The organism is Streptomyces sp. BF23-19 (assembly GCF_041106355.1).
Lineage (GTDB): Bacteria > Actinomycetota > Actinomycetes > Streptomycetales > Streptomycetaceae > Streptomyces > Streptomyces virginiae_A.
The window spans coordinates 1-20374 of the sequence record NZ_JBGBPT010000122.1 but is presented as its reverse complement, the minus strand read 5'-3'; the positions used below and the strand labels follow the sequence as shown (position 1 = coordinate 20374).

The following is a 20374-nucleotide window of genomic DNA, read 5'->3' as shown; positions in this document are numbered from 1 at the left end:
CGCTTGACCGCGCGGGTGACGGAGTCGGGGACCAGCCCGCCGGTGATGTGGCCGTGCCGGTCGATGCCGACGAAGGCGCTGGTGGCGCGCAGGGTCGAACCCACCGTGCCGCCTCGGGTCTTCTACCGACTCACCGGACTCGGGCTGTCCCTGGAAGCCGCGCTTGCGGGGCTGCGGACCTGGGCGGAGGAGCACATGGTCGAGATCGACCGCGCCAACGAAGCCGCCGCCCAGGAGGCCGATGAGGAGTAGACATGCCGATTCCGCGCTCAGTACCGGTGGCTGGGGTACTCGATGCAGCAGGCATCGCCGCCCAGATATCACGTCGCTTTGTCAGGCGGACGCCAGAGGAGGGCACCACGCGATGGTGTTGGGCACGTCGTTCCACTTCGACGAGCAGGGCACGGCGACGGCCGTGGACGCGATGAAGCGGTACTGCGGGCTGCTGGACGAGCAGGAGATGGAAGGGAAATCGCCGGCGCACGCGGTCCAGGACAAGATCAAGCATCTCAGCGTGAACATCCTCGACGACGGCATGTCGATCTGGGACCGCGAGATCGCCCTGTTGCTGAGGGACGAGGTCGATACCCGCGAGACCGCCGAACGCATCCTCCGCAACACCGTCATGTACATGCTCGCGTCGATGGAGAACCCCGGCGTCCACATCGGCGTCGGGAAGATCGTCGACAAGGGCGTGCACCAGGTCATCCTCGACACCCCGGTCTACTTCGCGTTCGGCGACCTCTACAACGGGGGCAAGTACAAGCACCACGTGCCCTTCATCAAGCGCCGCCGTGAGGGCCTGGTCATCCGCACGGCAGACTTCCTGCGCTCGTGCGGCTTCTCCCCCCACGAGGAGCTGTGGGCCAGGGACGGCGCCGACTGCTCCCCGTGCGACTCGAAGGTGCGCGACTCCCACTGACGGCTGACGGGCCGCTGAATCCGACCACCACCACGACCGAACCGCCCTAGGGTGTGGGCCTCGCCAGCCCGACCGGCGGGGCCCTCCCTCGTTGCCGAAGGACATGACCATGACCACCGCCCCGCATAACTACGAGCACGAGCGGGCCCTCGAAGACGTCAGCGTGACCGAGATCGACGCGCCCACCCCGGGCCACATCGGCACCCTGCTCGCCCGCGCTGTCCGGAACTGAACGGGACTCGCTGACCAAGCAGAAAGGGAACTTCATGAGCGTGGAGAGCTGGGACAGGTTCGGGTTACGTTCCGACGGCGGCCCGCCCTGGGATCGGTTCGAGTGGACGCAGTACAACCAGCACGGACCGAGCATCGAGCTGATTACCACCGGGCCCGGTACACGGGTGCTGGAGCTGGGGCCCGGCAAGGGCGACAACCTCGCGTTCGTCACCAAGACAGGGTCGACGGCCATCGGCGTGGACGTGTCGGCCGTCCAGGTAGAGCGGGCCAAGGCACGGTTCGGCGACCTGCTCGACATCCGCGTGGGCCGGGCCGAGGAATTCCTCGCTGAGCGCGAGGCGGAGTTCGACTCGATTTACTCCGCTTTCGGCGCAGTGTGGTTCACAGACCCGGCCGTGCTGCTGACCCTCGTCCGCCGGGCGCTCAAGCCGGGAGGCCGGTTCGTGTTCTCGCACCTGCCGCCGTCCGGCGAGTGCCCTGGACCCCACGAGTACGACATGTACGGGCCGGACGAAGAGCTGTTGCCGATCACGCGGTGGTGCTACCGGCCGTACATGTGGGAGGAGAAACTGTTGGCGGCCGGCTTCGCCTCGGCCAGCGGGCGGCGGCTGCGCTGTCCGCCGGAGAAGGAGACGATCGGAACTCTGCTCGTGGAGGCGACCGCATGAACCCGGGAATTCCTCCCGCAGCACCGAACATTGCTGCCGAACTCCGCCGCCGCGCCGAAGGCGACCAGCAGGCCCGCCAGCACCTGCTCCGCACCGGCGAAGCCGGTGACCTGTTCGAGGTCGACGCGGAGAACACAGCGTGGCTCGCGGCGGTCGTCGCCGAGCATGGCTGGCCGGGGTACATGCTGGTGGGGGACCAGGGCGCGGACGACGCATGGCTTCTCGTGCAACACGCCGACCGTGATCCCGCCTTCCAGAGCGAGGCCCTGAAGCTGTTGAAGGCCGCGGTCGATGCTAGTGACGCACCCCCTGGGCACCTCGCCTACCTCACCGACCGCGTCCTGGTGAATTCCGGCCGGCCCCAGCTCTACGGCACCCAGTACGCCGGGACGGGGAAAGCTCTGCGCGTTCAGCCCGTCCATGATCTGGAGCGTTTGGACGAGCGTCGGGCCGCCATGGGTCTGGAATCGGCTGCCGCGTACGACCAGCGTATGCAGACCACCTATGCACCTACCGAGGCGGAGCCGCCTTCATGACCTTCCCGGCCGCGGTCGACACCGCGCAACACCGTGTCGGCGTTCACGTTGTACTGCACGCCCCCGACGGCACTGTGCTCCTTGGCCGCCGGCGCAAGTCCCCTGTCTGGGAGGGCCACTACCAACTCCCCTCCGGGCGGCTGGACCCGGGTGAGCCTCTTCGGGCGGGAGCGGCACGGGAGCTGAGGGAGGAGACAGGGGTCACCGCAGAGCCGGAGGTGCTGGAGATGGTCCACGTCAGCCATCACCGCAGCCCGTACGGCACCGACCGGGTGGGGTTCTTCTTCGCCGCCCGCGAGTGGAACGGCGACGTGGTCAACGCCGAGCCTGACCTGTGCGACGGCTGGGAGTGGTGGCCGCCCGACTCCCCTCCCCAGCCGCTTCCGCCGTACCTGGCGCAGGCGCTGAAGCACATCACCAAGGCCCAGGTCTACGCCGAGTACGGCTGGGCTTGACCCACGCACGACAGCGCCCCCTCTCCGAGACCGGGAGCAAGGTGCGCCGTGCCGTCCGGGGTCAGGTCTCGATCCACCACGGCGCCACCGTGCATTCCGCCTGCGGCAGATCAGCCTCCACCCATAGAACTCCGCGTCACACCGGATCTCATGCCCTTGTCGGGTACTACCCTCCTTCGCTCGCGAAGGTGCGGCCGGGGGGTGCTTCTCTCATCTCTTCTTGGTCGTTCCCGCACACATCTGACGCGCGATCACCTACCCTCATCCCCGGCGCGGCACGGTCCCGAGGAGGGCCCTTGAAAAAGATCACGATGTGCGTCCTGGCGGCCGGCGTGCTGCTGGCGGGCTGCGGCCCCTCGGCACCGAAGCAGTCGAACCCGCGGAAGGCGTACGAAGAGGCGTACACGCGGGGCAAGGCCATCCACGACACGCTCTACGGCGACAAGGACCCAGCGGCGCTCGACCAGGGGGCCGCGGGCGCGCAGGCCATGGTGGGGATCCTCAGGTCGTGCAACGAGACCGAGGGCAAGGAAGGCGATCCCCGGGCCGTACAGGAAGCGGCTCGGGAAGGCTGCAAGGACGGGCACCTCGGCCTTCCGAACGCAGCAGGCAAGTACGGGGAGACGCCCTGACCCCTGGGTTGTGGCCCACTGCATGATGTCCCGCCGGAAATCGCACCGGGTGTGACCGGTCCTTGGGACGTCCCTCCCGTCTTTGACCTGCGGAAGCTACTGTCCCGGCCGTGACATCTGACGATCCGTTGAACGTGGCCGGCGAGGCCGCCAAGAACCCCGAACCCGGCGACGACGTAGAACCGGCCGACAACCCCGACGGCATCACCGTCGGCGAAGCAGTCGTAGGAGCCGCCGCCCTCGGACTGGCCGGATACGTCGCCTACAAACAGGCCCAGAAAGAGGCCAAGCACGCCGAGGAGAACGCCAAGGCCATGGGCTGCGGCTGTCTCATGGTCGTCGTCCTCATCCTCGGTGCCATAGGCAACGCCTGCGAAGGACCCGAGGACAGCGCCACATCCTCCACCACCTCGACCTACGGCACCCGCTGATGAGCCGCACCCAGAAGAAGCCCAGAGACCCGGTCACCGCGGTCTTCGTGAGCATCCTCGCCATCACTCTCCGGTGTCGCCATCGCGTCCGTCACGCACGCGGTAAGCCGGGAGGACACCCCCGAGCCCGATCCCACCTACAGCAGCTACACCGACCCCTATACCCCGGCTGCGAACCCGACGCCCAGTCGAACGCCGAGCCCCACCTGGTCGCCCGCCCCGACGCCTCCGGAGTCGACAGGCCCAGCCTCCACCAGCGGCGGTGGCAGCGGTTCCATCGGCGGCGGATCCACCGGCAGCAAGGGCTCGAACCCCGGGCTACTGCGACGGGAACTACGAGAACGACGACGAATGGCACCGTGACCGCGGCAACGCTGACGAGTACTACGACGGCAACTACGACAACGACGGCGCCTAACACGACAAGTACGGCAGCGGCCGTCGCGGCCGGCCCAACCCCCACTGATCACCAGCAGAAAAGGACGCCACCATGCACACTTACCTCGTTATCAAACTCAGCGACGGCGTCCGGGACCTCCCCGCCGAAGACCGGCCCCACGACGGCCTGGGCCGCACCTCCATCGGCTGGGAAGAGGGCCAGAGCCCGCAGCACATCTACAAGAACGGCCGCGGCATCTGGCCCCTCGACCCGAAGAAGGTCGAAGCCTGCGACTACGCACTGTTCTGCGCCGCCGGAAAGGTCCGTGCGATCGTCAAGATCACCGGCGAGCCCGAGTCCGGCCTGCGACGCACTGCAAACGGCCCCCAGGGGCGGGCCATCGTCGGCGACATCGTCACCAAGGGCCCTATCTACAGCAAGTGGTTCGAGGCCGACGCCCCCGCCTTCAGCACCAACGCCCGGCAGCTGATCGGCTACGTCACCCTCTGATCCACCTCGTCGGACCACTACACGATGTGGTGACCACGGTCGCCGGCCTTCATGAAGTCCGGAAAGTGCGGCTTTTTCTAGTAACTGGGAGAATTGGGGAAGAATTTCTCATTTTTCTGGAGTGGCTCGTGGCGATCAAGGACAAGAAGACCAGCCTCAACATGGGCATGGACCTGACATCAGCCCCGGCGACCGCCGAGGAACGCCTGGCCGATCGCGAGACGTGGGTTCAGGCGTGCGGCTCGGCCCCACTGCCAGCTGCCCCACACCATGGCGTGATCGAGCCGGGTGTTCTCCCGATCGCTGTCTTCAGCACCGACGTGTCCGCGATGCCGAGCTGCTCGGCGAGATAGTCGACGACCTCCGTCGGCACTTCGGTCGGGTAGTCCAGGAACAACCCGAGATACCGACGCGGTCGTGAGCGGGGCCGCGAAGCCCAGCCGGTTGTGTGTGTGCGACATCCCGTGAGTTCTCCTGAGCTCGGCTGAGTCCTTTCCCTTGTGGCCAGGGGGTTCCTCCTCCTTCGGGTGCTCTGTGGTCCGGTGACGTAACTTCGGGATTCCTGAAGCGTTCTCACCTCGTCCGACCGATCAGCAGTCGGGCTGAAGGCGAGGAGGCTCGGGTTGGCGGCACTGGCAGTCGTACGGGACCTGCGTGAGCACTGGGTGCCAGCATCGGTTGAGGAGTTGGAGCGGTTCGAGACCGACGTGCTGTCCGGGTGCGTCCTCGCGCGGGCATCGGCAGGGCTGGCGGACGGCACAATCCGCGGGGACGTCGGGCGTCTGGACCAGATCAGGACCTGGTTTGGTCGACCGCTGTGGGACATGGAGCCGGCCGACGCTGACGCGTACTTCGGGAAGGTGCTGCGGGGTTCGCCGAGCGGGACTCGGCTGGGCCGGTCGCAGGCGCTGACCACGTACTTCATGTTCGTGGAGTTGCGGCACAAGGTCGAGCTCCATCGGATGACGGGCCGGGTCGTCGAGTGCCCGATCGACGAGATGAACAAGCCGCGTGGGGCCAAGGACGCCCAGCTGCGGATTCCGCCGAGCGAGCCGGAGGTCGGGACGCTGTTCACCGGCTGGGGCGGTGAACTGGCGACCTGCCGCAAGTTCGCCCCTACCGCCAGGAACTACACCGCCTCGAAGCTGTTGTCCCAGGTCGGCCTGCGGGTGAGCGAGGCGTGCGGGCTCGACCTGGACGACATCAAGTGGGACCTGGGCCGCTTCGGCAAGCTCCACGTTCGCCACGGCAAGGGCGCCCGCGGCTCGGGTCCGCGCGAGCGGATGGTGCCGCTGATCAACGGCGCCGACCGGACACTTCGGTGGTTCATCGAGGACGTCTGGGGCCAGTTCGACGACGACCACACCCGTCCCGGCGCCCCGCTGTTTCCCTCTGAGCGCAAGAACACCGACGGCTCTTCGCGCCGGGCCGGCGACGACGCTCTGCGTGACGGCCTCAAGAACGCGGCCAAAGCGCATCTGCCGGGGTGGGGCGAGAAGCTGACGCCGCACGTCCTTCGGCACTTCTGCGCATCCCAACTCTATGCGAACGGGCTGGACTTGCTCGCGATCCAGGAGGTCTTGGGACACTCCTGGATCGCCACGACGATGCGCTATATCCACGTTCAGCAGACCCGGGTCGAGGACGCCTGGGTCACCGGGATGGAACGGGCCGCGAAGCGGCTGGAAGGACTGGTCCGATGAGGTGGAACCTGCGGCTGACCGCCGCGAACAAGGGCATCTGGAAGGCGTCCGAGCTTCAGCGAAACCTCGCGGAGCACGGCCTGGTGATCTCGGCCGGGAAGATGTCCGGGCTGTGGTCCGGGCAGCCGGTCTCACTCAAGCTGGAGGACCTGGACGTCATCTGCGTCGTCCTCGGCTGCGAGATCGGAGACCTGCTGATCCCGGAGCCGGGCAAGGTCAACCGCCCTGGTCAGGAGGAGACCGGTCGAGTCGCGGTCGGCTCCGGCACCACTGCCCCGGCGGTAGTGCCCAAGCGCCGCGATGGCCGGTCGCTGCCTCCGGCATGAGCCGGTATCCGAAGGGCTACCGCAAGCCCACCGACTCCTGCGACAGCTGCCTGGCTTGGGGCGACTTCAGCGGACGCCTCTGCCCTGCCTGCTACATGTTCGGCCGAAGTCACGAGACGGCCACCTGCGTCGGCTGCCGCCGCGTCCAGCCGCTGAAGTGGGACTACTGCCGTCTGTGCTGGTGCCAGGCCCGGCTTCACGCCAAGACCACCGTCGGCCAGCCGCCCGCCGAGGCGGAGGTGAGGGCCCGGCTCAACGCCGTCCGGCACCACCAGCTGTTCTTCATGGGCCTGCACTACCGCAGAGGATCGGCCCCAACCGCCCCGCGCCGCGGAGGACGGCGGGGAGCAGTCCGGAAGCCGCCACCCGCGCCGGCCTGGCGGCCGAGTGTCGGCTGGAGACAGCTACCACTGTTCGGGCAGGTCCCGCGTGACTACGGCCGTCTCGACCCGGCCGCCGTCGATCTGGCCAGCCCCTGGCTGGCCTGGGCGAAGTACCTCGCCTACCAGCTCGCCGAGGCACGGGGCTGGGGACGGGGCATCCGCTTCGCCGTCAACCGCGGCCTGGCCATCGTGCTCACCGAGTACGTCGAGGGCGACGTCATCCGCCACAGCGAGATCTTCACCCCGCTCAGGGCCCTCGATCTCCGGTTCGGACACACCGCCACGGTCCTTGAGGAGATGGGGATCTTCCTGGACGACAGCGAGCCCTCCTTCGAACGCTGGCTTGCCGAGCGCCTGGAGGGCCTCGCCCCCCGTCTCGCGGCGGAGGCTGAGCGCTGGACCCGGGTTCTGCATGACGGCGGCCCCCGCAGCCTTCCCCGGCAGCAGAGCACGGTCTGGCTTTACCTCAATGGGGCCCGTCCGGCACTGCTGGACTGGTCGGACCGCTACGACCACCTGCGGGAGGTGACCCGCGAGGACGTCCTCACCCACCTCAAGACCCTGCACGGCCACCACCGCCGAGACCAGCTCGGCGCCCTGCGTTCCCTGTTCACCTGGGCCAAGCGGACCGGCCTGATCTTCCGCAACCCCACGAGCCGCATCAAGGTCGGCCAGAACGAATACGGGGTGCTCCAACCACTCGCGCCCGCCCAGATCGACCGCTCCGTCGCGGCAGCCACCACCCCGGCCGCGCGACTGATCCTCGCCCTCGCCGCAGTTCACGCCGCCCGGGTCGCCCAGATCGGCACCCTCATGCTCGACGACCTCGACATCGGCAACCGCCGGCTGACGATCGCCGGACGGGCACGCCCGCTCGACGACCTCACCCTGAAACTCCTGCTGGACTGGCTGGAGCACAGACGCAGCCGGTGGCCCAACACGGCGAACCTCCACTTACTGATCAACAACCAGACCGCCACGAAGACTGGCCGCGCCAGCAACCACTGGATCAGCACCGCGGTGCGCGGGCAGGACGCGACCCTGGAGCGTCTCCGAGTCGACCGGCAACTCGAAGAGGCCCTCACCCACGGGCCCGATCCGCTCCACCTCGCCCAGGTGTTCGGGCTGGATGAGAAGACCGCAATGCGTTACGCAGACTCCGCGCGGGCCCTGCTGGAGCAAGCTGCCGAACAGAAGCACCAGTGAAACCTGTTCGACCGGGACCCGAGATTGAAGCGAACATGGGCGGATGCCGTCGACCGAAGCAGCAGCCAGCGAACTACAGGACCGCGCCACCCTCTGGAGCGTGGGCGAGATCCCCGCGAGCGATGTCGTCAGCGCGGCCTGTCACGCGCTCGTCGCCGGCCTAGACAGCCCCGGACTTCGGGTGCTGGCAGCCTGCACACGCGCCGAGGCGGACTACGACGTGCACGACTTGCTCCCCGAAGCGCTCGATGAGCTCGGCCTCATTCTCTATCCGGCCGCCAGCGAGGCCGGCCAAGAAGCCGCCGTGCGAGCGCTTGCACGACGCATGCTGGCCGGCGAGCTGAAACCTTGGGAGCTCACGTTCCGGATCAACCAGCGTTACGGGCGTGAGCTGCCCCTGACAGCACGACTCGCCGAACTCGATGACGAGTACGCCTTCCTCGAATACGGCGGCGACGAAGCAGTAGCTCAGATCGATGCTGAGGTCATAGCCGAAGCCTGCCGCCTCGCCGCAGTCCACCCCCGCGTTCCCGCCGAACCCACGGACGTCCCCACCTGATGCACACGGACCGACCCGCGAGTTCCCACTGAACAAGCTTCAGTTTCCCTGAACCCACGGAGCTCCCGGGGGTTGAGGAACAACAGAGCGAAGAACGGCGCTTGTACTCTCCGTGACGATCCGACCGTTCGCCGCCACCGACATGAGGCCGAGAGATCGCAGGACGGTCAGGTATTTCCCCAGCCAGAAGTTCACGCGTTTCCCCGAGGGGATCCCGGAGTCGACTCAGTCGGCACCAGCCGCCCGTCGGAGACGCGCTTCCTTGTGACGCGCTTAGCCAGACGGGGGATGAAGCCGGTGCGGCCGCTGCCTATGCCGAGGTCCTGACCGACAGCCTCAGAATCCTGGGCCCCGACCACACATTGACTTTCCGTGCCCGCTTCAAGATCGTCTACGCTCGTGACCGGCTTGGGGACACAGCTGGCGCCACTCAGGAACTAGGGCAAAATTGTGGCCGACCAGGCCCGCGCACTGGGCCCCGACCACCTCAATGTCTTCGGCACCCGCGAGACCATTGCCGCGCGGCGCGGCGCGGCCGGAGCGGGGACGCGGTCGGAGCCGCCCAGGCCTTTGCCGAGCTCTTGGCCGATTGCCAGCGTGTCCTGGGCCCCGACCACACCCAGACCCGTTTCATCCACCTCCAGTACCAGTACTGGCGCGGCCAGATCGGATTGTGGCGACGGCTGCAGCTGCGGCGCGCCCTGCCACCGACTCGGTGAGAGGACACGCGGGGCACCGTCCAGGTCCCGGCGGAGCAGCTGGGCGCGGGAGTGCACCACTCCGCTCCGGTAGGCGGGCGTAGCCGGTCGTAGACGGCGGCGGCCATCGTGGCGGCCGCGCCGGGATCGCCGTCGACCCGCAGGCACGCGGCGGTGTCCATGGCGATCAGCGCGCGGGTCATGACCGATGGCGAGGACGTCAGGGCCAGGGCGTCGTCCTGCGCCCGGTAGAGAACTGGTTCGCGGAGCCGTCAGTGACGCGCTCCCCGTTTCCCCTGGTTAGGGCTCCTACGTTCCGGGGCATGCCAGTTGATCTTCTCTCTGAGACCAGGTCTCCCGCTACGGCCGTTCGCTGCCGCTCCGTCGCCCGGGGAGCTGGAGTAGTTCTTCCGCCTCGAAGCGAAGGGGCTGGAGGCAGCCCGGTCGAAGCGGGCGCTGGCGAACCGGCTGGGGTGGCTGTGTTCGTGCCGTGTAGTGGGCAGGGCGTCCAGAGGTCACGAGCAGTCGAACCAGTGTCCGATGGGGCGTTCAGGGCAGGTGCGGCATTCGAAGATGTAGACGCCTCCGGCGTCGAGGCACAGCTCGGCGGGGTTGTGGGCGGCGCCTTCCCATCGCTGACCGCCCCATTCGTTCTCGTCGGTTCGGTCCTCATCGGGAAGCCAGGTGCGCCAGGACTCACCGTCGAATTCCCAGCTGGACACGGTCAGGAGGTGCTCCATCCTGCTGCCGCAGCCTTCGCAGTCGGGCCATACCGGACCTTGTGTCCAGCCCGGGTAGCCGCCCAGCTTGATGCCTGGCGCCTCCGCGAGGTGGTAGGAGTACCGCAGGCCGGCTTCACCAAGCAGTGCGTCGAAGCGGTCTCGGAGCACGTCGCGAAGCTCGTCAGGAAGGTCCCAGCTCGGGTACTCAGTCACCTGCTCGGGGTGAACCACACAGGGGCCCGGATACCAGTCCTTGGGAAGCTCGGCCGCCGGCTCCGGTGTTGGCAGTACGTCGCCGACTGCACTGGCGTCCCGCCAGTGGACTTGGGGCAGGGGATAGCAGTACTCGCCGTGGCTGTAGGGGCACCACAGGACCTGCAGCAGGTCTGCGCCCTCGGGGAAGGGTATGCCGGGCGCGTCGGCACGATGGACCTGCACGATGGGAACCATGGGTACAGCGGGCTGCGGCTGGCTGGTGGAGTTCATGCTGTCGTCGTAGTGCTCTTCCCGGCACACCGGCCACGGCTCGGTGGCAGGCCAGAGCAGAGGACCTCCGACGGAACTTTCCTTGCAGGTCGGAGCCCCAGGGCGTGGGTGCAGGCGGACGGACTCGCGACGGAAGGGGAGCAGCTCCGGAAAGAGGCTCTCCATGTTGACGGGGCGATCAGGTGTGTGGCGGGACATACGCAGGACTTTAGAACTCGGGTACGACATCCAGCCCACCGAGCACATGACTGTTGAGCGACGCTGAAGATGAGCATGGGGGCGACGTGTTGGTTGTCGACGGGGAGAGGTGAAACGCCCACGGCGGCCGTTAGGCCGCCGGGGGCGTCGTGAACACGGTGTCGGCTTCGTGCTCACTCTGTCGCGTGGGTTTCGGTGATGGCGGTGCGGGTGGAGGACTCGTCGACGATTCCCTTCTCCTCGGTGAAGGCGGCGATGAGGGACTGGCAGGCGATGTTGTTGACCGAGCGGGGCAGGCCACGGCTGGTAAGGTGGATGAGCTCGACGGCGTCGTCGGAGAACAGGGTGTCCTCCCGTCCGGCGATCGTGAGGTGGTGCTTGATGTAGCTGGAGGTCTCCTCCTTGCTCATCGTGGGCATCTGGTAGCTGATCGAGATCCGCTGGTCCAAGGCCGCCAGGACGCCGTGTTTCATGCGTTTGCGCAGGGTGGGCTGGCCGATCAGCAACACCGCGAACGGCGTCGTGGAGTCCATGTCGTAGTCGGTGAGCATGCGGATTGCGTCCAGCTCCTGATGGTCGAGGAGGTGCGATTCGTCGATCACGACGGCCGGCGTCCTTCCCCGTTCGTCGACCTCGGCGGCCAGGGCGGCGGATGCCTGGGTGGCGAGAGCGGCCAGGTGGAACTTGGGGGTCCCGCCGAGGCTGGTGACGATGCGGTCGTAGAGGCCGCGCATGCCGACCTCGGGGTTGGGCTGGTAGATGACCGTGAACCGGGCCGGGTCGAGTGAGGCGACGGCACCTTTGAGGGCGACGGTTTTGCCGGATCCGACTTCGCCGGTGACCACGCCGATCGCCCGGTTGTTGATGCACCAGGCGATGCGGGCGGCGGCTTCCCGGTGGGAGTGGTGCTGGTGGAGCATGGATGGGGCCAGGTTGCGGTCGAAGGGGACGCGGGTGAAACCGAAGTACCCCTGAACGCGGTCGATCATCGCGGTCCCCGCCCGTCGTCCATCAGGGACGAGTAGTTGATGCCCTTTGCGGTGTTCGCCGTGTGGGTCTCGTCGAGGATCTTCAGGTAGTCGATTCCAGTCGGCGGGGCCGACTCCGGCGGTGTCTCCGGCCTCGCCTTCGGATGGGTGTGGCGGCCCACCCGGTGCGGGACGGCTTTGCCCGCGTTCTTGCCCGAGGTCCGCACTTCGATCTCGGTCAGGTCGAACGGGTCGAAGACCAGCTCGACCTTCATCCCGACCAGCATCGGGTCGACTTCGTAGGTGTTGCCGTGCAGGCTGACCGTCGCGGTCTTCGTCACGGTGCGGAACTCCGACCACAGAAACGCCTCCCGAAGATCAGCGGGGCTGGGCAGCGGCAGCGGCCGGGGAATCGAACCCAGCCACCGTTCGATCGGAGGCTGACCCGTTTCCGAGTGCACCGTGCGGTGATAGACCGTCTCCACCCATGCGGTGAAAAGCCTTTTCAGCTCGGTGAGATGCTCGATCTGACCGACGCGTTCCTCATCGAGCTCGACCAGGAACTGGTCACGGACGGTGCGGAAGAACCGTTCGATCTTCCCCCTGCCCTGAGGCCGTCCGGGCTTGGAATGGGTGAGTCGAACGGCCAGAGACGCGCACGCCCGCAAGAGCCACGTGTCGACGAAGGCACTCCCGTTGTCGACGTAGATCGACTCCGGAACCCCGCGGGCAGACAGTGCCGGCCGCAGGGCCGCGGCCAGGCGGACCGTATCCTCGGCGAACCCGAACCGGTGACCAACGATCGCCCGGCTGTGATCGTCGATAAACGCGAACAAGTACGTCTTCCGTCCGCCGATCTTCGGCCCGTGGAGAGCGTCCCCGGTCCACAATTCGTTGCCGCGAGTGGCCTCGAACCGGCCGAACACGCTCTTCTCGGCGCCGGCGCCGCCGGTCAGACCGGCGTCGGCGAAGTGCCGCTGCAGGGTTCGGTCGGTCGGCGACCAGCCCTGCGTGGTCCGCAGGATCCGCTGGATCTGCGCGGCCGTGCGGGTAGGGTTCTCCTTCTTCAGCGCGGCCGCCAGGTCCAGCACCTCCACCGGCGTCCGCGGGGTGACCTGCCTCTGGGTCGGCACCAACGCGGGAAACCCGCCCGCCCGGTAGCGACGGGCCCAGCGGTCCAGCGTCCCGCGAGCGACCCGCACCTGCCGGCCGAACGGATCGGTGTGCTCCTTCGCAGCCAGTTCGCGGGCGAGCCGCCCACGCTGGCGCGTCGTGAGCTTCGTGTCGATCAGGTCCTGGATCAAGCCGTAGCGGAACAGGCCCACCTGCCGGGCCCGCTCCGCCCGCCGACGGTCCTCGTCCTCACTCGGTGACATAGGCAACCCACCTCACGTCTCGAACAGAGCCCGCCGCTTCGCCGGCGGACACGATCAAGGCTTCCGGCACCCTCCGATCCCGCCCAGGGGCGACCCGTGTTGATCAACTAACGGAAGAAGTCGAGGTCAGGATCCTGCCGCCTATTGCCCTGCCGGCGAACTCCCATCGCGACACCGTGAGCATGCCCGGCCACTCGTCGCGGCCGCCCGATGGGTCGCCGCGACGACCGCGACGGCGTCGGCGAGCGTCGACGGCGCCGCATTCGGCATCACCGGGTCGTCCGCGAGCGCGACCAGAGCGACGGTGAAGTGCCGGCGCACGTCCTTGGCTCGCCTGGCGAACGCCCGCAGCCAGCCACGGACCGTGCCCTCGGCCAGGCCCAGACAGACGGCGACCTGGCGGTGCCCCATGCCCAACGCGGCTATCTCCAGACCCGCCCCGATGACCTCGGCTGCATCCGCCCGCCGCGGCCAGAGTGCCTCCGCCAGCAGCACGTGGGTGACCTTGCAGCCCGAGCACCGCGTACGGCGCGGCCGCAGAAACAACCGGGCTCCCAGATCACCCCGGATCGACCGCGGCCGGCCATGACCCCACGGCGCCAGGACCGCCGCGCATGACGGACAGCTCAGCCAGCCTTGCCGCAGCTGCCTCTCCACCAGCAGGACGTCGTTGTCGACGATCAGCACCCGACAGCCTCCGCAGAGCACGATGTGCTCCCGCTCCGAGTACGACGAAGTACCGCGAGCCTGCCCAAACACCAAAGGATCATGTTGCTCAAGACGGCCAAGCGTGACCCACCACGACCTCGTCCAAGGGCACTCAGACCGCGTAGCGGTCCTGGTCATTCCCAATGACCAGCGGCCGGACGGCTGCTAGAAAGGGCAACACAGACTGCAAAGCCCGGCCCAGAGCTCAGGTGGCGGCCGGGATCCGTCAAAGAAGGGGCCCCGTGCGTAGAAAAGGCCGGAGGGTGCTGCGCCGGAAGTCCTTCGTCTTCCTGTCACTGCTGTTCACCGTGTTGCTCGGAGGGTTCATCCTCGACGCCTGGGTGAGCATGGCAGGCGGCGGACCTGACGCGGACGCACTCACTGTCATGGCAGTGATGCTGGGCGGGATCGCCTTCATCCGGCGGATCACAGGGTCCCGAATCGTGCTCAGCGAGAAGGTCCTGACTGTGGTGAATCCGGTGTTCACCCATGACATTCCCTACCGATACGTGGCCAGCGTGGCAGCGGATAATGGTGGCAACCTGATCATCACTACCTTGCAGGCCGTCGAGATCGGCGCCTTCGGGTTCGGCGGGTCGCTCGTCGATCACTTCGTCGGTTCCACCGACCGGACCGTGTCCCAGATCAAGGCCGGGCTCTCGGAACGGAGGGACCTGCGCGGGGACTCCCGTACGGTCCGACGCATTACCCGGGCATGGGTCGCCGATGGCTGCACCGTGGGAATGATCGCCTGCATCGCCCTCGCCGCCACCATCGGCAACTGACCGGCCCCGAATGAGCGACGCCCGGACTCCACAGCCGGGCCGTACTCGGGTCAATGACCTGGTAGCCGGACACGTCGACGACCCGACCCGCTCGTGTTCACCGTGTCGTCGCACACGAAGAGACAGCCAGACCCCCAACACCGCCACAGCCCGTGTGCAACGGGAGTGTCGCCGTCACCCCTCCTCATCACCACGCAGAGAGTCGTCTAACAGTAGCCCTCAGGCGGCGATCATCGCTTGCTCGGCCAGCATCTCTTCTCCGTCACGACGTCAGGAAGGCGGAGCGGGAGCTCACCCGCCAGGCGGCGGGAGTTTCCCGGGCCAGGTCACTGCCCGCGGCCTGGTGGAAGGGCCGCGGGCAGTGAGCGTTAGGGGCGCTTCGTTTCCGCCGGTGTCTTATGGGGCGCGGGGTGCTGTCCCATGGTGATGTACCAGCGTCCGTCGGTACGGGTCAGGCCCAGAATCTCGTTGTGCGTCGTGCCGTCCTGGGCTTGGGCGGTCAGGTGGGCCGAGGCGACGTCCGGACCGAATTCGTGCTTGAGGTCCAGCTGCCCGATTGTCAGCTCGCGCCCGCCAAGCCGGCCGATCCGCTCGTCCACTTCGGCTTTCGTGTCGTTGCCGGGAGGGGCGAGCGCGCTCAGTGCCTTCGCATCCTGTGCGTTGAGGGCGGTGAGGTAGGTGTCCACCGCTGCCCGTTCGGAACCGGCCCCGGTCTTGGGGGCCGGATCCCCGGTGCATGCGGTCGCCAGAACGCTGAGTAGGGCAGCGGCTGCGGCCAGTGCGAGCCTGCGTGTTGCTCGTGATCTCATGGTGTTCTCCTCACGTGCCGTGGCTCACGTACGGTGGGGGTACCACCATGCGTACGGGTTGGAGGCCAGCAGGGAGCTCAGCTTCCTGTTGTGTGTGCTGTTCGATCGGTACGTGAGGTAGCGCTCGCTTCCCCCCACGGCGGTGACGATCATCGTGTGGTCAACGACGTCGTCGCGGTTCCGGTCTGCCTGGAGGACGTCGGCCGTGCCCAGGCTCCAGACGCTGCTCAGCATGTAGGTCCGGCCGGAGTGGCGGCTGGCGAACCACCACCAGTTCTCCGCGCCCGCCCAGGTGTAGCTCGTGGTCCAGGAGAAGCTTGCGTAGAACCACCTCCTGTTGTCCGCACGGGTCGTCGAGCTGCCGCTGGTGGTGTTCCAGCCCCCGGACCTCATGGCCTGGGAGATGAAGTTCGTGCAGTCACTGGAGTAGGTGCGGTAGCTGCCGTTGTGATTGCGCCAGTACCTGTCCGCGTAGTTGGCCATGGCGGTGTAGTTGTACGAGGCGGCCGCACTCATCGGCGCGGGTGCGTCGGCACCGGAAGCCTGCGGGGCCTTCGGCTCGGTCCCGGCGGGCGGCCCGCCGATGGTCGAGGCCGGCGTACCGCCCTTGGGCGGTTCGGGCTGCGGAGGTTCCGGCGGGTTGGGGCCCTGCTCGCCGGGGTTCGGCTTGGTCGGCGGTTCCTCGAAGGGGATCGGGGCAGGCTCGGCGAACTGGGTGGTGGGTGCCGGCCCGTTCGGGTCGATCTTCGGCACATCCTTGTTGAGCAGCCATCTACCGGTGGCGGTGTCCCGGCTGTAGGTGAGGGTGTGCGGCAGGCTGTATTCCTCGTACTGCGGCTCGCCGGGTGCGGCTTCGGGGAAGTACAGCTTGGTGTCCTCGACGAGGTCCACGACGGCCCGGTCGCCGTTGACGTAGACGTGGTCGGGGGTCACGGAGACCTCGGCCGCACGGTATCCCCCGTTCACGGCCTGCAGCAGAGCACCCCGCTCGGTGAGCGCGGCTTCCTCCTGCCGGGCGTCCGCGGCCATCGGTGCTGTCATCGCGACCGCGGCGCCCGCGGCGCGGGCCGTGCTGGGCGAGGTGGTCACGAGGTCGGCACGGTTTTGCAGATAGTCACGCCCGGCATCGAGCAGCGCGGCGGTCTCGGGCTGGGGCCCGGGATCCGCCGCGGTCGCGGCGCTCTGCGGCACGGCCGCGGTCAGGCCGAGCACCAGCGATGTCACGGCCATCGGCCGGATGGTTCTCCACGTCCTGCCACGTCGGCCTACGGCCGGTATGAACCAGTTCATGCCAGTCCCCCCTGGGTTGGCTTCCTGTCGCCCGTGGCTCGGGCGCTCATTCCTAACAGCCCGACGACTCCCCTGACGAGCGTATTACCGGCTCAGGATGGCTCGATCGGGATCTGCTCTTCACCATGGAGCACTGCGACTACGCCCGAAGCCGTCATGCCCGCCCACGGGCCGAAGCGGAGCACGCGCAGGGTGCCGCGTCCGACCGGAGCACAGGCCCGGTGGATGCGGCGCGGCAGCTGCTGCACACGGCGCGGCAGGCAGTCGACAACGCCACGGAAGACAAGGCCGCGCGCAAGGTCCGCAGCGGTGAGGAAGCTCAGCGTCAGCAAGACGCCATCCGTCGAATTGGCCGCATGCTCAGCCAGGTGAAGGTTGAGGCCGACATCGTCGACGGAGAAGTCGTTGTCGATGCCGAGACCGTTGAGGGCTGCCCGCGATGACAGGGCAGCGGAGACCGGGCGGGTGTTCAGCGCATCAGTCACCTGCTGGGCGGCGCTCGGGGTGAGCCCGGCAGTGACCTGCCCGGAGACGAGGACCCGGGCGTACGTCCCGGACCCGTAGGCGGCCAGAGCCGCCACGAGCGACGCCGCAGCTGTCTCGGCCGGCCCCGCGCCCCACCGGAGTTCGTCCTCGGCAGCCGGCGCCTGGCGGGGGAGCTCACGCCGGGCGGCGAGGAGTACGGCGAGGGCCTGGGCGTGGGCCGCGTCCAGCGTGACGGTCAGCAGAACGGGGGGCCGAGCCGGTGGACCCGGTGCCCGCCGAGGCTCTGCGCTGCGAGAGCCCGCCGTAAGCCCGTGCTCAGCACCGCCGGGTCCTCGACGCGTCGGCCGGACCGGATGGCACGGCCACGGCCGGTGTCCGCTCCACCCGTTCACGCGAACCCGGGTCACCGGTGGGCTGGGTCGCGCTTGATTGAGTTCGGTGGTGAATCACAGGTGAGTGCGGCCCGGGGGATGCTGAGTGGATTGGTGACTCACCGGTGCGTGGGGGCAGGGACCGGAGAGCGATGACATTCGCTTCCGGTCCGGGGCCGGTTCCCGCCTGGCGGGCGCCTGAGAAGAAAGTTCGGCCGCTGCTCCCGCCTGGCGGGACGTGCCGCTGATCGGCCTTTTCTTGCAGGTCAGAGCCGTGTGGCGTGGTCTCCATGACAGTGGATATCAGGGTCGTCCGGGCCGGTCAGATGTACCGCTACTACCTGCGCCAGGTCGTGGTCGGTGACGGCCGCCGCCCGGCCCGTACGCCGTTGCGCGAGGCCCAGGAGCAGGCTGGCGTCCCGGTCGGACGATGGATGGGTCGCGGCCTGGCCGTGCTCGGACTCGCGCCGGGTGAGGAGGTCACGGAGGCGCAGTTGGGGAACCTGTTCGGCGAGCGGGGCCGGCACCCGTACGCGGAGCGGATCGAGGCCGACCTGCTCGCCAAGGGCGAATCCCCGAAGAAGGCGTTCAAGGCCGGCGCCCTCGGACGCCGGGTGATGATGACCGGTGTCGACTTCGTCTTCCGGCCGCAGCCGACGATCTACCTCCTGTGGGCGCTGGGGGATGAGCAGACCCGCCGGGTGATCGAGGCCGCGCACGAGCGCGCGATCGAGCGGGTGCTGGAGTGGATCGAGGACGAGGTGGCGGTGATCCGGTTACGAAGATGCAGGGGGTCGCGTTCTTGAGGCCGTTCGCGCAGTGGCCTGCGGTGAGCACCAGGTTCTTGCCCTTGCTGCGTACGACGCTCCCGGAGCAGTAGGTGCTCTTGCCGTTGAGGGCCTGGCCGTCGAAGAAGAACGTTCCGACCATGGGCAGCCCGTCGAAGTGCCTCGCCTCGGGGGTGCCTGCGGGGGCGCCGGCCGAGTCTCGGGCCGAGGGCGAGGATGAGCCTGGGGACGGCTTCACTGCCTGTGCGTCCACGGGCTGGGCCTGGGCCATCCGTTCAGCGGTCCAGTACTCCTCTTCGGCGGAGACGGAGCGGGTTGGAGAAGGGGAAGCCGACGGGAGAGCGGCTCGGGGGGCGACGCCGAGGGTAACGGCGTGGTCTGCGGTGGAGATGCCGCTGGGGGCCGGGGTAAGGAGGGGGAGGAGGAAGGGGAGACCGGTATCGAAGCGGTCGGGGTCGGAGTGCCCGAGGCCATAGCGGCAGGGCTGGCGAGTACGACGGTCGTGATGCTGAGGGCGAGTGTGGTCAACCATTTGGATCTCAAAGAACTTACTTCCTGAGCGAGGCGATAACGCGGAAAACGAGACGTAATAGTCCGCCAGTTCGACGAGGGGGCAGACTATGCAGCGGCTTGAAAGATCGTCAACGGAGATGAAAAGGGTTCAAATGAGCGTGAATTGGATGAGGGTCGGTCTGGCCACCTCGCTGGCGCTGCTGCTGGCGGGGGTGTCAGGCGGCGGCGCCTTAGCGGCGCCTTCCGCGGACCCGCCCCGTCCCATGCCCAGTGGTGCGGAGCTGCCTGTGACGCCGGGGGAGCAGATCAGCATTTCGACCAAGGCGATGGTCTCCGGGGCCGCCCGGAACGGTGTCCGGGTGGTCTCCCCCGCCTTCGCGGCGGAAGGCACCCTGCGCATGGACGACCGGCTCCTCACGGCAGTCGTGACGGTCTCCTGCACGGCCGCCGCCGGTTCCTACCAGGTGCGGTTCGCCTCACCCGCGGGCGAAGAAAACGTGCCCGGGATCGACCACCTGTGGGGGAGCGTGCGGGTGGCCCCAGTTGAAGCGGCGGAACGGGAGGCGTGCGAACGGCGGGTGGCGGAACTGCCGCCGGTGTCCCAGGAAGAGCACTGGCCCGAGGACATTGGATGGCCGGCGACACCGTGGGACGTGCGTTCCGTGCGGCCCGGGGAGCGGATGACGGCCTCGGACGGCGTCGCGCTGGCAAGCGACGGGGAGGTCACTCTGTCGTCTCCCGCCTTCACGCGGTCGGTGGTGATGCACGGTGCGAAGCTGGTATCGGCCGTCGTTCAGATCCGGTGCGATGCACAGCCGGGGCTCTACGTCGTGCGCTGGAACGAGCAGGGCAAGTCGGCGAAGATCTGGGCCCGCTACAGGGTGGTGGACACAGCCGCACCGGGCTGCCAGGACCCGGTGGTCACACCCCGGGCGAGTGCGGTCCGGTGGTCGGCTCCCTGGCTGCTTGGCGGCGCCGCGGCTCTGACCGCAGCAGGCGCAGTCGGATACGCCTACCCCCGGCGCCGTAAGGCTTCCCGATGATGATGGTGCTGTCCCACCGGTGAGGGATCCACTCAACCCACCGCAACGCGGCGTGGCTCAGCGGAAGCATTGCGGCCGCACGAGCGGAGTGCGGCATTTCGGATTGGACTATGAGCTCGTAACACGATCTTGTGACCTCAGATTCTGCATCGCTGTCACACGGCTGCCTGCTCGCTCGCGATACTTGGA

The 20374-nt window shown here is 68.0% G+C and carries 26 protein-coding genes; 19 read left to right on the top strand and 7 right to left on the bottom strand.

What is annotated here, in order from left to right; genetic code table 11:
- From AB8A24_RS39995 to AB8A24_RS39920, 16 genes are all read left to right on the top strand, one after another.
- The coding region (locus AB8A24_RS39995) for a winged helix-turn-helix transcriptional regulator (protein ID WP_369478961.1) at positions 1–252 on the top strand (252 nt) is incomplete at its 5' end.
- A gap of 208 nt (positions 253–460) precedes the next feature.
- On the top strand, positions 461–922 hold the full coding sequence (locus AB8A24_RS39990; protein WP_369478963.1) for a hypothetical protein: 462 nt from the start codon (positions 461–463) through the stop codon (positions 920–922).
- Between the two features lie 109 nt (positions 923–1031).
- Positions 1032–1154, top strand: a complete 123-nt coding sequence (locus AB8A24_RS39985; RefSeq protein ID WP_331745834.1) for a hypothetical protein — start codon at positions 1032–1034, stop codon at positions 1152–1154.
- Between the two features lie 34 nt (positions 1155–1188).
- Entirely contained in the window at positions 1189–1824 is a 636-nt protein-coding gene (locus AB8A24_RS39980; RefSeq protein ID WP_369478960.1) for a class I SAM-dependent methyltransferase, read from the top strand.
- Positions 1821–2360, top strand: a complete 540-nt coding sequence (locus AB8A24_RS39975; RefSeq protein WP_369478958.1) for a DUF6624 domain-containing protein — start codon at positions 1821–1823, stop codon at positions 2358–2360. Before AB8A24_RS39980 ends, AB8A24_RS39975 begins: the two co-directional genes overlap by 4 nt.
- Complete coding sequence (locus tag AB8A24_RS39970) at positions 2357–2815, top strand: NUDIX domain-containing protein (RefSeq protein WP_331745837.1); 459 nt, start codon at positions 2357–2359, stop codon at positions 2813–2815. The genes AB8A24_RS39975 and AB8A24_RS39970 overlap by 4 nt, the downstream gene beginning before the upstream one ends.
- A gap of 296 nt (positions 2816–3111) precedes the next feature.
- Positions 3112–3447 (top strand): hypothetical protein, encoded by a 336-nt coding sequence (locus AB8A24_RS39965; RefSeq protein WP_369478957.1) that lies wholly within the window; start codon positions 3112–3114, stop codon positions 3445–3447.
- A gap of 110 nt (positions 3448–3557) precedes the next feature.
- The gene (locus AB8A24_RS39960) at positions 3558–3878 is read left to right on the top strand and encodes a hypothetical protein (protein ID WP_369478955.1); all 321 of its coding nucleotides are present in this window, start codon (positions 3558–3560) and stop codon (positions 3876–3878) included.
- A 262-nt stretch (positions 3879–4140) separates the two neighbouring features.
- A complete protein-coding gene (locus tag AB8A24_RS39955) occupies positions 4141–4296 on the top strand; it encodes a hypothetical protein (RefSeq protein ID WP_331745841.1) in 156 nt (51 codons plus the stop codon).
- A 72-nt stretch (positions 4297–4368) separates the two neighbouring features.
- Positions 4369–4767 (top strand): hypothetical protein, encoded by a 399-nt coding sequence (locus AB8A24_RS39950; RefSeq protein ID WP_369478953.1) that lies wholly within the window; start codon positions 4369–4371, stop codon positions 4765–4767.
- A 128-nt stretch (positions 4768–4895) separates the two neighbouring features.
- The gene (locus tag AB8A24_RS39945) at positions 4896–5120 is read left to right on the top strand and encodes a hypothetical protein (RefSeq protein WP_369478952.1); all 225 of its coding nucleotides are present in this window, start codon (positions 4896–4898) and stop codon (positions 5118–5120) included.
- 270 nt (positions 5121–5390) lie between these two features.
- Complete coding sequence (locus AB8A24_RS39940) at positions 5391–6470, top strand: tyrosine-type recombinase/integrase (RefSeq protein ID WP_369478951.1); 1080 nt, start codon at positions 5391–5393, stop codon at positions 6468–6470.
- The gene (locus AB8A24_RS39935) at positions 6467–6796 is read left to right on the top strand and encodes a helix-turn-helix transcriptional regulator (RefSeq protein ID WP_030774108.1); all 330 of its coding nucleotides are present in this window, start codon (positions 6467–6469) and stop codon (positions 6794–6796) included. Before AB8A24_RS39940 ends, AB8A24_RS39935 begins: the two co-directional genes overlap by 4 nt.
- Positions 6793–8385, top strand: coding sequence for a hypothetical protein (locus AB8A24_RS39930; RefSeq protein WP_369478950.1), 1593 nt, complete (start codon positions 6793–6795; stop codon positions 8383–8385). Before AB8A24_RS39935 ends, AB8A24_RS39930 begins: the two co-directional genes overlap by 4 nt.
- Positions 8386–8428: 43 nt before the next feature.
- The gene (locus tag AB8A24_RS39925) at positions 8429–8944 is read left to right on the top strand and encodes a hypothetical protein (RefSeq protein WP_369478948.1); all 516 of its coding nucleotides are present in this window, start codon (positions 8429–8431) and stop codon (positions 8942–8944) included.
- A gap of 155 nt (positions 8945–9099) precedes the next feature.
- Positions 9100–9663, top strand: coding sequence for a tetratricopeptide repeat protein (locus AB8A24_RS39920; protein WP_369478962.1), 564 nt, complete (start codon positions 9100–9102; stop codon positions 9661–9663).
- A gap of 494 nt (positions 9664–10157) precedes the next feature.
- Here AB8A24_RS39920 and AB8A24_RS39915 read toward each other — a convergent pair whose 3' ends face one another.
- The 4 genes from AB8A24_RS39915 to AB8A24_RS39900 all read right to left on the bottom strand — a co-directional run bounded on the left by AB8A24_RS39915 (position 10158) and on the right by AB8A24_RS39900 (position 14079).
- Positions 10158–10850, bottom strand: a complete 693-nt coding sequence (locus AB8A24_RS39915; protein ID WP_369478947.1) for a DUF1963 domain-containing protein — start codon at positions 10848–10850, stop codon at positions 10158–10160.
- Positions 10851–11221: 371 nt separating this feature from the next.
- Positions 11222–12037 carry an ExeA family protein gene (locus AB8A24_RS39910; protein ID WP_369478946.1) on the bottom strand — a complete coding sequence of 272 codons (816 nt, stop codon included), beginning with the start codon at positions 12035–12037 and terminating at the stop codon, positions 11222–11224.
- Complete coding sequence (locus tag AB8A24_RS39905; RefSeq protein WP_369478945.1) at positions 12034–13341, bottom strand: DDE-type integrase/transposase/recombinase; 1308 nt, start codon at positions 13339–13341, stop codon at positions 12034–12036. The genes AB8A24_RS39910 and AB8A24_RS39905 overlap by 4 nt, the downstream gene beginning before the upstream one ends.
- Positions 13342–13533: 192 nt before the next feature.
- Positions 13534–14079 carry a DUF6431 domain-containing protein gene (locus AB8A24_RS39900; RefSeq protein WP_369478944.1) on the bottom strand — a complete coding sequence of 182 codons (546 nt, stop codon included), beginning with the start codon at positions 14077–14079 and terminating at the stop codon, positions 13534–13536.
- A gap of 284 nt (positions 14080–14363) precedes the next feature.
- Here AB8A24_RS39900 and AB8A24_RS39895 point away from each other — a divergent pair, with 284 nt between their 5' ends.
- Positions 14364–14885, top strand: coding sequence for a hypothetical protein (locus AB8A24_RS39895; RefSeq protein WP_331745868.1), 522 nt, complete (start codon positions 14364–14366; stop codon positions 14883–14885).
- A gap of 368 nt (positions 14886–15253) precedes the next feature.
- Here AB8A24_RS39895 and AB8A24_RS39890 read toward each other — a convergent pair whose 3' ends face one another.
- The 3 genes from AB8A24_RS39890 to AB8A24_RS39880 all read right to left on the bottom strand — a co-directional run bounded on the left by AB8A24_RS39890 (position 15254) and on the right by AB8A24_RS39880 (position 17565).
- On the bottom strand, positions 15254–15694 hold the full coding sequence (locus tag AB8A24_RS39890; RefSeq protein WP_369478943.1) for a hypothetical protein: 441 nt from the start codon (positions 15692–15694) through the stop codon (positions 15254–15256).
- Positions 15695–15718: 24 nt separating this feature from the next.
- The gene (locus AB8A24_RS39885) at positions 15719–16924 is read right to left on the bottom strand and encodes an amidase domain-containing protein (RefSeq protein ID WP_369478942.1); all 1206 of its coding nucleotides are present in this window, start codon (positions 16922–16924) and stop codon (positions 15719–15721) included.
- A 152-nt stretch (positions 16925–17076) separates the two neighbouring features.
- Positions 17077–17565: a hypothetical protein gene (locus AB8A24_RS39880; protein ID WP_369478941.1), complete on the bottom strand. Its 489-nt coding sequence runs from the start codon at positions 17563–17565 to the stop codon at positions 17077–17079.
- 566 nt (positions 17566–18131) lie between these two features.
- Between AB8A24_RS39880 and AB8A24_RS39875 the strand changes: the two genes are divergently transcribed.
- Positions 18132–18647 carry a relaxase domain-containing protein gene (locus AB8A24_RS39875; protein ID WP_369478940.1) on the top strand — a complete coding sequence of 172 codons (516 nt, stop codon included), beginning with the start codon at positions 18132–18134 and terminating at the stop codon, positions 18645–18647.
- Positions 18648–19309: 662 nt separating this feature from the next.
- Positions 19310–20185 (top strand): hypothetical protein, encoded by an 876-nt coding sequence (locus AB8A24_RS39870; protein WP_369478939.1) that lies wholly within the window; start codon positions 19310–19312, stop codon positions 20183–20185.
- The last annotated feature ends 189 nt before the right edge of the window (positions 20186–20374 follow it).

What these genes read in the sequence shown, in the direction of transcription:
- AB8A24_RS39990 (WP_369478963.1), top strand. Translation starts at nt 461, where the DNA reads ATGGAAGGGAAATCGCCGGCGCACGCGGTCCAGGACAAGATCAAGCAT.
- AB8A24_RS39985 (WP_331745834.1), top strand. Translation starts at nt 1,032, where the DNA reads ATGACCACCGCCCCGCATAACTACGAGCACGAGCGGGCCCTCGAAGAC.
- AB8A24_RS39980 (WP_369478960.1), top strand. Translation starts at nt 1,189, where the DNA reads ATGAGCGTGGAGAGCTGGGACAGGTTCGGGTTACGTTCCGACGGCGGC.
- AB8A24_RS39975 (WP_369478958.1), top strand. Translation starts at nt 1,821, where the DNA reads ATGAACCCGGGAATTCCTCCCGCAGCACCGAACATTGCTGCCGAACTC.
- AB8A24_RS39970 (WP_331745837.1), top strand. Translation starts at nt 2,357, where the DNA reads ATGACCTTCCCGGCCGCGGTCGACACCGCGCAACACCGTGTCGGCGTT.
- AB8A24_RS39950 (WP_369478953.1), top strand. Translation starts at nt 4,369, where the DNA reads ATGCACACTTACCTCGTTATCAAACTCAGCGACGGCGTCCGGGACCTC.
- AB8A24_RS39935 (WP_030774108.1), top strand. Translation starts at nt 6,467, where the DNA reads ATGAGGTGGAACCTGCGGCTGACCGCCGCGAACAAGGGCATCTGGAAG.
- AB8A24_RS39930 (WP_369478950.1), top strand. Translation starts at nt 6,793, where the DNA reads ATGAGCCGGTATCCGAAGGGCTACCGCAAGCCCACCGACTCCTGCGAC.
- AB8A24_RS39925 (WP_369478948.1), top strand. Translation starts at nt 8,429, where the DNA reads ATGCCGTCGACCGAAGCAGCAGCCAGCGAACTACAGGACCGCGCCACC.
- AB8A24_RS39915 (WP_369478947.1), bottom strand. Translation starts at nt 10,850, where the DNA reads ATGAACTCCACCAGCCAGCCGCAGCCCGCTGTACCCATGGTTCCCATC.
- AB8A24_RS39910 (WP_369478946.1), bottom strand. Translation starts at nt 12,037, where the DNA reads ATGATCGACCGCGTTCAGGGGTACTTCGGTTTCACCCGCGTCCCCTTC.
- AB8A24_RS39890 (WP_369478943.1), bottom strand. Translation starts at nt 15,694, where the DNA reads ATGAGATCACGAGCAACACGCAGGCTCGCACTGGCCGCAGCCGCTGCC.
- AB8A24_RS39885 (WP_369478942.1), bottom strand. Translation starts at nt 16,924, where the DNA reads ATGGCCGTGACATCGCTGGTGCTCGGCCTGACCGCGGCCGTGCCGCAG.
- AB8A24_RS39875 (WP_369478940.1), top strand. Translation starts at nt 18,132, where the DNA reads ATGACAGTGGATATCAGGGTCGTCCGGGCCGGTCAGATGTACCGCTAC.
- AB8A24_RS39870 (WP_369478939.1), top strand. Translation starts at nt 19,310, where the DNA reads ATGAGGGTCGGTCTGGCCACCTCGCTGGCGCTGCTGCTGGCGGGGGTG.